Origin of the sequence: Novosphingobium colocasiae (genome assembly GCF_014652555.1) — a bacterium.
GTDB classification, from domain to species: Bacteria; Pseudomonadota; Alphaproteobacteria; order Sphingomonadales; family Sphingomonadaceae; genus Novosphingobium; species Novosphingobium colocasiae.
Genome location: NZ_BMZA01000031.1, coordinates 1 through 12,156, shown reverse-complemented (window position 1 = coordinate 12,156; position 12,156 = coordinate 1). Strand labels below are relative to the sequence as shown.

General features: G+C 57.3%; 11 protein-coding genes, 1 pseudogene and 1 other annotated feature. Of the genes and pseudogenes, 8 read left to right on the top strand and 4 right to left on the bottom strand.

The annotated features are described in order from the left end of the window. Positions 1-68 precede the first annotated feature (68 nt). Positions 69-677, top strand: a pseudogene (locus IE122_RS17500) (IS3 family transposase); the annotation flags it as partial. Next, positions 209-324: a sequence feature (AL1L pseudoknot), on the top strand. (Overlaps the previous pseudogene by 116 nt.) 59 nt (positions 678-736) lie before the next feature. Here the strand turns inward: IE122_RS17500 and IE122_RS17495 are convergent. The 4 genes from IE122_RS17495 to IE122_RS17480 all read right to left on the bottom strand — a co-directional run bounded on the left by IE122_RS17495 (position 737) and on the right by IE122_RS17480 (position 3,696). Next, positions 737-1,174 (bottom strand): VOC family protein, encoded by a 438-nt coding sequence (locus tag IE122_RS17495; protein ID WP_189622531.1) that lies wholly within the window; start codon positions 1,172-1,174, stop codon positions 737-739. Between the two features lie 96 nt (positions 1,175-1,270). Continuing rightward, complete coding sequence (locus IE122_RS17490) at positions 1,271-1,690, bottom strand: DUF1330 domain-containing protein (RefSeq protein ID WP_189622530.1); 420 nt, start codon at positions 1,688-1,690, stop codon at positions 1,271-1,273. Between the two features lie 62 nt (positions 1,691-1,752). After that, complete coding sequence (locus tag IE122_RS17485) at positions 1,753-2,523, bottom strand: SDR family NAD(P)-dependent oxidoreductase (RefSeq protein ID WP_189622529.1); 771 nt, start codon at positions 2,521-2,523, stop codon at positions 1,753-1,755. Between the two features lie 120 nt (positions 2,524-2,643). Beyond that, a complete protein-coding gene (locus IE122_RS17480) occupies positions 2,644-3,696 on the bottom strand; it encodes a zinc-dependent alcohol dehydrogenase (protein ID WP_189622528.1) in 1,053 nt (350 codons plus the stop codon). A gap of 251 nt (positions 3,697-3,947) precedes the next feature. On the opposite strand from IE122_RS17480, the gene IE122_RS17475 reads away from it, so the two are divergent. The 7 genes from IE122_RS17475 (at position 3,948) to IE122_RS17445 (ending at position 11,937) form a co-directional block, all read left to right on the top strand. Continuing rightward, positions 3,948-4,526: a TetR/AcrR family transcriptional regulator gene (locus IE122_RS17475; RefSeq protein ID WP_229814363.1), complete on the top strand. Its 579-nt coding sequence runs from the start codon at positions 3,948-3,950 to the stop codon at positions 4,524-4,526. 157 nt (positions 4,527-4,683) lie between these two features. Continuing rightward, complete coding sequence (locus IE122_RS17470) at positions 4,684-7,116, top strand: TonB-dependent receptor (protein WP_189622526.1); 2,433 nt, start codon at positions 4,684-4,686, stop codon at positions 7,114-7,116. A gap of 50 nt (positions 7,117-7,166) precedes the next feature. Continuing rightward, complete coding sequence (locus tag IE122_RS17465; RefSeq protein WP_189622525.1) at positions 7,167-7,682, top strand: VOC family protein; 516 nt, start codon at positions 7,167-7,169, stop codon at positions 7,680-7,682. A gap of 182 nt (positions 7,683-7,864) precedes the next feature. Next, entirely contained in the window at positions 7,865-8,311 is a 447-nt protein-coding gene (locus tag IE122_RS17460; protein ID WP_189622524.1) for a DUF3237 domain-containing protein, read from the top strand. Positions 8,312-8,387: 76 nt separating this feature from the next. Then, positions 8,388-8,813, top strand: coding sequence for an EthD domain-containing protein (locus IE122_RS17455; RefSeq protein WP_189622523.1), 426 nt, complete (start codon positions 8,388-8,390; stop codon positions 8,811-8,813). A gap of 56 nt (positions 8,814-8,869) precedes the next feature. After that, positions 8,870-10,993 carry an outer membrane protein assembly factor BamB family protein gene (locus tag IE122_RS17450; RefSeq protein ID WP_189622522.1) on the top strand — a complete coding sequence of 708 codons (2,124 nt, stop codon included), beginning with the start codon at positions 8,870-8,872 and terminating at the stop codon, positions 10,991-10,993. Between the two features lie 188 nt (positions 10,994-11,181). Beyond that, a complete protein-coding gene (locus IE122_RS17445) occupies positions 11,182-11,937 on the top strand; it encodes an SDR family NAD(P)-dependent oxidoreductase (RefSeq protein ID WP_189622521.1) in 756 nt (251 codons plus the stop codon). Positions 11,938-12,156: the final 219 nt, after the last annotated feature.

Here is a 12,156-nt window from a genome sequence, read left to right as displayed (position 1 = left end):
TCCAGAGCGTGAATCACATCTCCGACAAAATGGGAATCCTAAATCCCCACAACCCCTAGCCGCCAACCCTGCATGAGTGGGTGAAGACGGCTTAGGTCGACAGCGGCAAGCGGGCGGGTGTCCCGACCGAGGTTGCCGACAAGGTGAAGGCGCTCGAACGAGAGGTTCGCGAGCTGCGGCAGGCCAACGAGATACTGCGCAAGGCGTCGGCTTATTTTGCCCAGGCGGAGCTCGACCGCCCGTTCAAGCGATGCTCGCATTCATCGACGATCACCGCGATGCCTATGGGGTCGAGCCGATCTGCCGCGTCCTGCCGATCGCCCATCCACCTATCATGAGCATATCGCGCGGCGGCGGGATCCGGCGCGCCTGTCGGCGCGGGCGCGGCAGGATTTGGCCCTCAAGCCCGAGATCGCGCGCGTGTTCGCCGAGAACTTCGCGGTCTATGGCGTCCGCAAGGTCTGGCGGCAGATGATGCGGGAGGGTTTTCCGATCGCACGCTGCACGGTCGCTCGGCTGATGCGCGAGATGGGCTTGGCGGGGGTAATCCGAGGCAAGCCGGTGCGCACGACCATCAGCGGCAAGGCGGCACCGTGCCCGCTCGACCATGTCAACCGCAGGTTCTACGCCCAGCGCCGAACATGCTGTGGGTGTCGGATTTCACCCATGTCGCGACTGCTCTGCCTCTGACCGGTAACAATCAGGGGGGCACGTCAGCACGCGAAAGTCATCAGCTTCAGTCTTGGAGTTCATACATCTCGATTAGTTCGATGACATTGCCATCCGGATCACGACAATATGTGGCTTCGCAAATGTCGAAATCGATCGGCGGACAGTGAAAATCGACGCCGGCTTCGCTCATCCGCAGGTGAAGACCTCTCAGGTCCGCGACTTCGATGCAGAAGTGGGTAATGCCGTGCGCGTTGACGGGGCGCTTCGGGTCAGCGGTCTGCGGGCGAGGATGCGTGAACTCGAAAAGTTCTACTTCAGTTCCGCCGCCATGCAGGTGCGCGGCACGGCCCTTGGCCCCTTCAAGGCGAAATATCTGCTCAAAACGCGCCCCGCCAAACGGATGCTGCGAGGAGAGCTTCATCCCCAACAGGTCGCGGTAGAATGCAATCGAGCAGTCAAGGTCGGCAACGGAAATGCCGATGTGATGCAGGGCAGTTATCATGCTCTTTCTCCCATGCCGTGAAACATCCTCGACCGGCTCCTGGCGCTGCCATCCATCAGACAGAATCGGGCGGTTGTGAATGCTAAGCGCGGCGCGTCATCTGAAATGTTCATTCCGGACCGTGATGAAAAATCGCCAGTCCGCGAGCGACGCATCCCGGTGGACGATACAATCGCGATAAGCAGGTTCCGCTCCCATGGCCATCAACACCGCAATATCGGGATACTCCAACATCAGAAAATCGTGCCACTGTTCGTCCGACGGACAAATGGGGTGGCCAGCCGCAGTGCCGCTGAGCAAAACCTTGGCACCTCCCGCCAGAGCAAGCGGTACCGTGACGCTCGCATAGCGCTCGTAATAGGCCTCGCGGCCGCTGCAGGGGGCATGTCCGCTCCCCTCATGGTACCGCGTCCGATCATGGAACCGCAAGAGGTTGAGGGATATCAGCGGGGTACCGCTCGGGATAGACGCTGCCAACGTTTCCCACGTGTCACTCGTCATGGTCATGTTGCGCAAGGTTGGTACCCCCTTTTGTTACCCGGCGTATATTGCGCAGTCCCGCGCCGATCAAATAGGCGTCAAAACATCGCGTGCTGAGTCAGGCATCCATCGATGACAAGGTTCGCGCCGGTCGTGAATGCCGATCGCGGGCTGCTCAGAAAGACCGCGGCGGATGCGATCTCTTCGGGCGAGCCCATGCGACCGGTCGGGTTTTTGTCGAGCCAAGCCTGAAAGACTGCCGGGTTTTCCCGCTTCATGTGCGACCAGACCCCATCTTCGAAATAGACGTTTCCGGGGGAGATCACATTGCATCGCGTCTTGTACGGAGCGTTGGTGCGAGCCACCCCTTTTGCATAGTTAATCAGGGCGGCCTTGATCGCGCTGTAGGGGCTTGGCTTGTAAGGCTCGCCCGCCACAATCGAGGAGATCAGCGTGAAGGCGGCATCGCCGGAACGTGCGCCGGCGGCGCGCAGATAGGGTTGGGCTGCCTCGAACAGCCGAACCGTGCCGATCAGGTCGATTTCGAACATGGCGCGCCATGCGCTTTCATCATCTACCAGGCTGAGCGCGCTGACGTTGGACACCAGAACATCGATCCCGCCGAAGCGATGCACTACATTGGCGATGAAGGTGCTGATGCCTGCGGGTTCGGATACATCCACCGCCATCCCCCACGCATCGGCACCGTCGGCCTTGAGCACATCGACGGCTTTGTCGATGTCTGGGGCGGTTCGGGCGCAGATGGCAATTCTGGCACCTTCCTCTGCGAAACGGCGGGCTATAGCTCGTCCAATGCCGCGGCTTCCGCCGGTGACGACGGCCACTTTGTCTTTGAGGCCTAAATCCATCTATCTTCCTTCATTCCCTTCTGTAGCGCCACCCTGCCAGATCTCAGGGTACACTCCATGCGAGAAAGGCAATCGGACGTCTTGTCTTTATCCGTTGCACAAATCAGGCTTTATTGATCACTAAGATATGTCTCTAGGATCAACCAGGATCTTCACGCTATCCCGCCCATTCGAAATTTCTTTAATGGTACTTTCCAGGTTTTCTAGGGGAATCGTATCGGTGAGCATGGATTTCGTATTTATTGACCCGTTCGTCATATTGACGAGTGCCGCCTCCATATCTGCCTTGTCGAATCCAAGAGACGTTTGAATGGCGATCTCTTTTACGAGCCATGAATCAGTGTCGATGGCTGCCTTGACGCCACTCAGGCCGAGCAGATTGACGGTCCCGCGTTGCCTTACGTAAGTCGTTGCGTCCTGCAAGGTCGCGGCCACGCCTGCACATTCAAAGACCTGATCAACACCCAGCCCGCGCGTGATATCGCCGATACATTCCGTCGCCTCTCTGCCCGGGGCACAGACGTGGGTCGCCCCCAATTGCCGTGCAAGTTCCCGCCGCGTGGCGGAAGGTTCGATCACGAGGATATCTTGCGCGCCCGACGCTGCTGCCGCTTGCAGTGTAAACAGCCCGATGGGTCCGGCGCCTATCACCGCCACTCTGTCGCCTGTCAGCAATCCGCTGCGGCGAACACAGTGCGATGCTACAGATGCAGGCTCTGCCATGGCACCCTCGATATCGGAGATCTCGTCCGGCATCCGGATGAGGCGGCGAGCGTCGACGCATTGGCGTGGGGCGAACCCGCCCGAGTTTGGTGAAAATCCGTCCTGGCCGAAGAAAGCGGCGACAATGCTGCTGCATGCGGAATATTTGCCTTGCCGACACGCAGTGCAGTTGGTGCCGCACGGGGGAGGGGCGGAAAAGATGACGCGGTCACCCACGGCGAGATAATCGATCTCCGGATCCAGGTCCTCGATCACACCGCACCATTCATGCCCGCAAACGGCGGGAGGATACGCGAATGGGGAATCGTCCCCGTGCTTGTAAGCGCCGATGTCAGATCCGCAGATTCCGCAAAGCGAGATCGCCACCACTGCGCCTCCTTTGCGAACGACCGGGTTATCGACCTCTCGCAATTCGAATTTGCCAGTGCCCAGTATCAGCCCGGTTTTCATATCGCCATCCTGCTCCAACGTCATGTTTTTGAACTTTGCCGTGTCCGGCCTTGTCGCGGGCGGGTTGGCTCAGCGGTGGGCCGCGCAAGGCAGCCACTTATCGTAGAAAGATTTCTACGATTCGCGCATTGGGTTTGCAAGCGGAAATCCGCTGGTGCACTCTGGCATCAAATTGGAGGCACCAGATTACCATGAAGATACGAGCGCAGTCAGCGCGGCGAGCCCAGGTTCGGGATGATATGCGTGCGCAAATGTTGGTGGCCGCAGAGGCATTAATCCGCGAAACAGGGAGTGTCTCTTTTTCGGTGGGCGAACTGGCGAGAAGATCTAATTCCAGCGTGGCGTCATTGTATAATATGATTGGCACGAAATCGACTATTATTTATGCGTTACTAAACGAAGTGATGGATGGGATAATATTTAAATCAGGTAATTCCAGGAAATTGAAAGATCCCATATCGGCTGCATTGGATGCGTCGGAAATGGCCGCGAATTTTTTCACCAGTGATCCAGATTTCTTACGCCCCTTATATGGATACCTCCTCGGCGTGGCGGATGAAACCCATCGGCCCGCCTTTATGGCCCGATCGCTGGCATTCTGGTTGACCAGATTGGAGCCGATATCAGCCGCAGGACTCCTTCCTCCGCAAATTCCGCTCGAAGCTTTCGCGCAGGATCACATGCTGTTTTTCGCAGGCGCGTTGGATCAGTGGGTGCAAGGCGAATTGGATAACTCGCAGTTCGAGCAGCAGGTGCGGACGGCCGCTATCATGCGGCTTTTGATCATAGACGATCAAAGCATCAGAGAAAGGCTGCTTCGAGATATGTAGGCTTGCGCCGGCTGCGAACAACTTCCCCCAAAAGGCTCTTGATTCGGTAGAAAGCTTTCCATAGAAAGCATTCTACCGAATCGAAGGCGGTGTTAGACCGTCGCACCCTGCGTGACCGCAATAAGGCGGCGGGGCAGGTCGGACGGGGGAGAAAGCTATGAAAAATAATCGCTTTGTGCTCGCTGCAGGTGTCAGTCTCCTGGTGCCGTTTTGCGGCCACGCACAAACAAGACCGGCAGATCAGGAAGCTTCTGCAGGTGTCGGCGAGATCATCGTTACGGCAAACAAGCGCGAGCAAAATCTCAACCGCGTGGGTCTGGCCGTCGCGGCCATCAGCGGTGATACCTTGCTCAAGGAGCGGGTCACGAATGTTTCGGATCTGGCCCGCTTGACGCCCGGCCTTACATTCGCTCCGACGCCGACGTCGACGCCAGTTTATACGCTTCGCGGTGTTGGGTTTTTCGAGTCATCGCTTGCAGCGTATCCCGACGTAAGTCTCTACCTTGACCAGGTTCCGCTGCCGTTGCCGATCATGTCGTCATTGACCGCGTTTGATCTCGAACGGGTTGAGGTTCTGAAAGGGCCGCAAGGGACCTTGTTCGGAAACAACGCCACGGGCGGTGCGATCAACATGATCGCTGCCAAACCGACGAACGAATTCAAGGCCGGTGTCGATTTGAGCTACGGCAGGTTCAATACATTCGAGGCCTCTGGCTTTGTCAGCGGGCCTCTGTCAGATACGCTGCGCGCGCGTCTCGCGGTCAAAGCGGTTAACGGTGACGGATGGCAGAAAAGCTACACGCGCAATGACACGCTGGGCAAGCAGGACAACGTCGCGGGTCGCCTCATTCTGGATTGGGATGCGACACCGGACGTCAAGTTTTCGTTGAACCTGAACGGCTGGCGTAATCAGGATGACGCGCAGGCCGCGCAAAAGATTCTCTCCTCGCCGCAAAACCCGGTCGGGACATTTCCCGTGATCGAGTATCCGAACGCACCGGCTAATCCCCGAGCGGCAGACTGGGGGAACCAGAATCGTCCGCGAACCGACAATGAATTCAAGCAGGCGTCACTGCGCTCGGACATTGATCTTGGTAGCGTTACGCTTACGTCGATAACCAGTTACGCGGACCTGAAATTTCTGACCGCTCAAGACCAGGACGGTACGGATCTTGTCGGCCTGGAAATTCAACGCGACGATGGGCGGATCAAGTCATTCAGTCAGGAGGTACGGCTCAGCAACGGCGCTTCCTCGGGATTCCGTTGGGTTCTGGGCGCTAATTATGAACGGACGAATGTTCGTCAGGTGACGGATCTGGACTCAGCGGATTCGTCATCGACAATTGCGAACGGCTTTACTTCGAGCGCCTATTCGAGCCGGAACCGGATGCGCAACTATGCCGCATTCGGAAATATCGAGATGGATCTTGCCGATACGATCACAGTCAAGGCGGGTATTCGCCAGACAAAGGCCAAGCGGCGATATGTCGGTGATACGAGCGATTCCGCGCGCTTCCCGATTTCAACCAATCCGTTCACCGGAGCGCCAGGCCTCTCTCTGACGGACTTCTTCAATGTCATCTATGGTGCCATCTACGGAACGCGTCCGGATGGTACGCGTGTCGTTCCGCTGCTGGGGCCACTTGACTCGATCGTCATCGATAATCGCGTCAATCCCGATGGCACACCAGTCAACCCGGCGACTTACCTGAAGACGGGTCCCGTCCCCGGTCGTCTCAACGAGAACAGCACCTCGTGGAGCCTGGGTGTCGATTACAAGCCGTCCGACAGCCTGCTGCTCTACCTCAATCTGTCGAAGGGCTACAAGGCAGGCAGCTTCCCCCACGTATCGGGAGCGATTGTTCCTGCCTTTGAGGGCGTGAAGCAGGAATCCGTGCTCGACCTGGAAGGCGGCGTAAAGGCGCAGTTGCTCGACAGGCGGCTGTCGATCAGCGCAGGTGCCTTCTACTACGATTACCGCAACAAGCAACTGCGCGCCAAATTTGTGGATCCGATCTTCGGCGGCCTCGACAAGCTGGTCAACGTGCCGAAGTCCGAGATCAAGGGTGCCGAAATCGAGTTTCAAGCCCGACCCACGCAAAACCTGACATTTTCGGGTTCTGCAACATACCTGGACGCAAAGGTGAAAAGGTACATGGGCGTCGTTGGCGCGCAGGTCGTTGGCGGACTCCAGCAGCCGGTTCTCGCGTCGTTCGCGGGCGTGCGACTGCCGTTTTCGCCAAAACTGAGTTACACGGCCCGGGCCGACTACGAAGCGCCGTTGTCGGATTCACTCGTGGGCCATGTCGGCGTGGGCATCAGTGGTCAGTCGAGTTCGATGGGCCAGCTCTCGTTGCCCGGCGCGGCGGCATTCGGCATCCCGTCGTCGACTTACCGACTGAACGCCCGGACGCTCGTCAACGCCAACCTGGGCATAAGCAGCGCGGACGATCGCTGGAGCGTTACGGTCTGGGGTAAAAACATTTTTAACAAGTACTACTGGAATCAGGCGATCCAGGCTTACGATACGGTCGTGCGATATGCCGGTCGGCCCGCAGAGTACGGTGTAACCGTGGGTTTGAAGATGTGAATTTCCAATTACTGGATGTTTGAGAATAATCATAAAGTGGAGAGTGACTGATGGCATATCCGGTGGCGCAGATTGCGTACTATTCCCCGAACCTGGAAGCGGACGTGCTTCGCCACCATAGGCTGTACGGCTCCGGCCCATTCTTTCACGCCGAAACGGGCCTGATCACCGATTTTGTCCATCGCGGGCAGCCATCGACAATCGATCAGTCGGTTATCTTCGGTCAGTGGGGCGACATCATGGTCGAGTTCTTCTTTCAGAACAACGACGCCCCGTCGTACTGTCATGACAGCTTTCCGTACGGCAGCGGCAAGGGGGGGCTGCAGCATATCGCGTTCATTGTCGATGACATCGAAGCGGAAGTCGAAAAATATCGCCGCGAAGGTGCCGAGGTCGCGTCACGCATCCAGATGGGGTTTGAAGTGGTAATGGTCGATACGCGCCATCTGCATGGCCACATGGTGGAATTGTACAGTGGCCCGAGAATTCAATCGCTTTATGACATGGCCAGGGATGCGGCAAAGGATTGGGATGGACGCGATCTGATCCGACCCGTGGCGCTTTGAATGGAGAGTCGGCGTTGGCGGCGGTAATCACCGGGCGTGCCGTGAACGCTTCGTCTAACTCGGGGCGGTGCGGACTTCTTCTGGCCGGTGCCGTCTTCGTCAGCGCTATTTTTCCTGACGCAGGCGGGGTTTTGGCCGAATGGGCGTCAAACAAGGCGCGTTTATCAAGATAAGAGGCATCCATGGGCCCGAATTTTCGCCCGCTATTTTCTATCGCGTTCACGTCGACGCCCCGTCTGCTGGGTGACGTTCCTGCCGGCTATCTGCGCCGGATAAGCGCCATTTCCGGCGGAGAGTTTGTTGGCGACCGGATGCGAGGGCGGGTTTTGCCAGGGGGTGGCGATTGGGTGGTCAAACGCCACGACGGGGTGATGCACATGGATGTCCGTGCGCTGCTGGAAACTGATTCCGGCGCATTGGTCTACATGACTTACACCGGCAGACTGGTTGTGCCGGCTGATATGGTGCTCCCTCCACCACCTGACGCCGGGAACGAATTGTATTTCCGAAGTGCCGTGCAATTCGAAACCGCCGATCATGAATTGGTATGGCTGAATAATATTGTGGCGTTTGGTTTGGGGGCGTTCTCATCTGGCGGCCCAACCTACGAGATCTACGAGTTATTATGAGCCAACTCGTTCCATCAGATGACAGAAATTCCAATTCGATTGCCGAAAATTGTCAGTCAGGAAGAGGATGCCCAGAATGCTGATCGTGCTTGGATTTTATAGACGCCGTCCCGATCTTTCAATCGAACAGTTTCGTACGCATTGGCGTGATGTGCATGGTCCGCTGATCAAGCGGATTACGGACGCACATGGCCTGCTCCTGAGGTACGTCCAGCATCACCTTACGCCAGATGAGACCTATCCGTTTCAGGAAGGCGTTACCGCCGGCGCCGCCGGAGGCTTCGATGGCTTTTCGGAGGGGTGGTTTGAAAACGAGCAGACCCGTGATGCATATTTCGCGTTGCCGGCCATGAAAACTGAAACGCTCGAAGATGAGCGGCAGTTCATCGATGTATCAGCGACGCGTTGGGTGACGCTCGACAGTCAGCATACCATCATCAGTGGGCCTTCAGAACTGCTCATCAATTATGCTCAGGAGCGACAGTCCGCGCCTGTTATTTGACGATGTCACATAATCGTTTGTGGCTCGAACTCAAGAATGTGGCTGGGAGAAGGCCGATGAGAAAGCATGTTATTTTGGCCTTTTCGCTAGCTGCCGCGATCAGCGCAGCCACCGGTGCCGCTAAGCCGGCGAAGGTCGGTGCTGCTGGCCCGGCTGGATCGTCGGCCTACAGCGCCAAATGCGCTGCATGCCATGGTGCCAAGCTTGAAGGCGGCTTTGGCCCACCGTTGTCGGGATCTGGTTTCAAGGCCAAGTGGAGTGCCAAGGGCCTCGCCTCGCTAGCCAACTACATCAAGGCCAATATGCCGCCCTCGGATGCCGGAAGCCTATCCGCCGCACAGGCTAACCAGTTGGCGGCCATGATAGGCACCAAGAACGGAATTATCCCAAAGGCAGCCGTCAAAGCGGTCGGCTCAAGCCCTGTACCAAGTCCGGTCTCAAACTCAAAAAAGGCCATTCAAGCAAAAGCCGATGAAAGTGCCGAAGGCGGAATTGGATCGGCTATCCTGAACGAAGATGGTTTTTACCGCGGTCGTATCAAGCAACGCAAAGATATACTTTCCGCCATCAGCCCGGTGACCGACGCGTCGCTGCAAGCGCCGCCAGCCGAGGATTGGCTCGGTTCCCGGCGGACCTTGGACGGTTTGGCATCCAGTCCATTGAAGCAAATCAATCGCGACAATGTCGGCAATCTGACCCTGGCATGGAGCCTTGCGCTTCCGAGCGGTACGAACGGCATCACGCCCCTGGTGCACGACGGTGTCATGTTCATAAACAGTGACGGCACGGTCAAGGCGTTGTCTGTTGCGGACGGCGATGAATTGTGGTCGTTTAGCCGTTCGGCCGAAAATGTTCCGCTGGGCCCACCCGTCAGCCAGCCAAGGTCGATGGCCATGTATCAGGATAGGCTTTATGTGCCTACTCTCGATAACCACATGATCGCTCTTGATATTCATACCGGCAAGGTGATCTGGGATCATCTGATTGAAACCCCGAAGATAACGCTTCGCATATCGGCCCCCCCCCTCATCGCCAGGGGTAAGATTTTCCAGGGCATGGCGGGCTGTGCGGGCGCCCAGGAAACCGGTGGATGCTTTTTGGTCGCCCTTGATGCCCAAACCGGGAAGGAGCTGTGGCGCTTTTATACGCTGCCGCGAAAGGGGGATCCCGGTTTCGATACTTGGGGTGGTGCGCCTGCGTCCGAGCGGTTTGGCGGGTCGATCTGGTCGGCCCCTACTTATGATTCAGAAACAGGGCTGATCTATTTCGGAGTTGGGCAGACTTACCATGTCGCGCCGTTGCTGAAAAAGTCCAAGACAGATGAAAGCAACAGGGCCTTGTATACCAACGCAACCCTGGCGCTGGATCCGGATACCGGAAAGCGCATCTGGTTCTATCAGCATATGGAACGGGACGTCTGGGACTTCGACTGGGCCTTTGAACGCTATGCTTTCACGATGAAGGCGGCAGACGGTCCTCGCCGGGTTGTCGGTACGGTGGGGAAGCTCGGTATTCTGGATGTGCTCGACGCGAAGACCGGCGCCTACGTCGCGTCCTTTGACATGGGTATGCAGGACTTGGTCACGGCCATAGATCCAAAGACAGGTCAGAAGACTACAAACCCCGCCGCAGAACCTCAAGACGGCGTTTTCAAGCACATATGCCCATTTGCCGGTGGCGTTAGAAATTGGCCGGCAACGTCGTTCGATGGTTCGCAAGGTGTTCTTTATGTTCCGTTCACGCGATCGTGCATGAATTACGCGTTTCATGGGGACCGCACCTTGGATATTTCCTACGCTATGGCTCCGCCTGTCCAAGGTAACGGCATGTTGGGCGGGGTGATGGCGATCGATATGCAATCGCTGAAGCCGCTTTGGGTTCAAGAGCAGCGGGCCGCAGCATCAAGCGGCGTGCTGGCGACAGACGGCGGCGTGGTCTTTGCCGGCGATCGGGACCGCTGGTTTCGCGCTTTGGACAGTTCGAACGGCAAGGTCCTCTGGCAAACGCGCTTGGATCGTCGACTGAGCAGCAACCCGATCACATTTGCTCATGGCAATAATCAATACGTCGCCATTGTTTCGGGCGGCGGCGCACCGAATGACGCAACTCAGGAGAGCCTGAATCCGGAAATCTCCAAAACTGCGCCTGGAGTGACGCTTTGGGTATTCCGAAGTAATTAGAGTATTACTCCCATCATGAATGGTTCCGATGCTTTTTAAGCGTTCACGGACGGTCGGTCCTGCGGTGGTGCGCAGTCCTAAATTGAAGGTCGGCTCTTTAAGTATTTGTCCGGCTGGGACGGGTTTGGAATTTAGCGAAAGTTCGCCCGCGATGCGCGGTTGCGGGATAGAAAGGTGTCGAGGGCTTTATGGTTGAGGACAAAGTAATCATCGTCACTGGTGGTGGTTCCGGAATAGGTCGAGCGACCTGCGACACTCTGGCTCGCAACGGAGCGAAAGTCATCGTGGCCGATCTTGACGCCGCCAGTGCACACGTGGCGGCCGAGGCGATCACTGCAGAGGGAGGTGTTGCGACAGCGGTCAAGGTCGATGTGGCCGATGAGGCTAGCGTCGAAGCCATGGTGGCATTTGCGGTTGCCACATATGGCAAGCTGGACGGCGCGGTTAACAACGCTGGCATCGAAATGTCCAACAAGCCGGTGCATGAGCTTTCTGCTGAAGAGTGGCGTCGCGTAATCGACGTTGATCTCTCCGGCGTCTTCTTTTGCGTTAAGCACGAAGTTCGCGAGATGAAGAAGAACGGCGGGGCCATTGTCAACACGTCGTCGGGCGCAGGCCTGCGCGGACAAATCAACGCAGTTGACTACGTCGCAGCCAAGCACGGCGTGCAGGGGATTACAAAGGCCGTCGCGACTGAGGTCGGCGCGTTCGGCATCCGTATCAACTCGGTCAATCCGGGTCTGATCATGACGCCGATGGTTCGTGATCGGCTAATGCACGATCCAGTCTTCGATAAGGCCCTGGACGGCTTACGGCAGCGCCACCACATCGGTCGCTTCGGAGAAGTGCAAGAAGTAGCCAACGCAATCATGTGGCTGTTGTCTGGTCAGTCGTCTTTCGTGACCGGAGCGCCGCTTCTTGTCGACGGGGGCTACTGTGTCTGAGCGCATGTTTCACTCAAATGTGAGGTGGTGTCGGATTTCTGGATAGGGTGTTAGAGCCTGATTCATAATTATCGGGTTTATTTTCATAGCCTTGCCATGCGGTTGCTGACGCGATGGTTTGCTCGAAGTCCTTGGCGAGACGGCGGTTTCGATTCAGCCATGGGACTGTCAGGATTTCCGTGTGTGGCGAGGCGGTTGATCATCAGGCGGCCATGGCCC

Coding starts and splice junctions, on each gene's coding strand:
- IE122_RS17495 (WP_189622531.1), bottom strand. CDS start 1,174: ATGATAACTGCCCTGCATCACATCGGCATTTCCGTTGCCGACCTTGAC.
- IE122_RS17485 (WP_189622529.1), bottom strand. CDS start 2,523: ATGGATTTAGGCCTCAAAGACAAAGTGGCCGTCGTCACCGGCGGAAGC.
- IE122_RS17480 (WP_189622528.1), bottom strand. CDS start 3,696: ATGAAAACCGGGCTGATACTGGGCACTGGCAAATTCGAATTGCGAGAG.
- IE122_RS17475 (WP_229814363.1), top strand. CDS start 3,948: ATGTTGGTGGCCGCAGAGGCATTAATCCGCGAAACAGGGAGTGTCTCT.
- IE122_RS17470 (WP_189622526.1), top strand. CDS start 4,684: ATGAAAAATAATCGCTTTGTGCTCGCTGCAGGTGTCAGTCTCCTGGTG.
- IE122_RS17465 (WP_189622525.1), top strand. CDS start 7,167: ATGGCATATCCGGTGGCGCAGATTGCGTACTATTCCCCGAACCTGGAA.
- IE122_RS17460 (WP_189622524.1), top strand. CDS start 7,865: ATGGGCCCGAATTTTCGCCCGCTATTTTCTATCGCGTTCACGTCGACG.
- IE122_RS17455 (WP_189622523.1), top strand. CDS start 8,388: ATGCTGATCGTGCTTGGATTTTATAGACGCCGTCCCGATCTTTCAATC.
- IE122_RS17450 (WP_189622522.1), top strand. CDS start 8,870: ATGAGAAAGCATGTTATTTTGGCCTTTTCGCTAGCTGCCGCGATCAGC.
- IE122_RS17445 (WP_189622521.1), top strand. CDS start 11,182: ATGGTTGAGGACAAAGTAATCATCGTCACTGGTGGTGGTTCCGGAATA.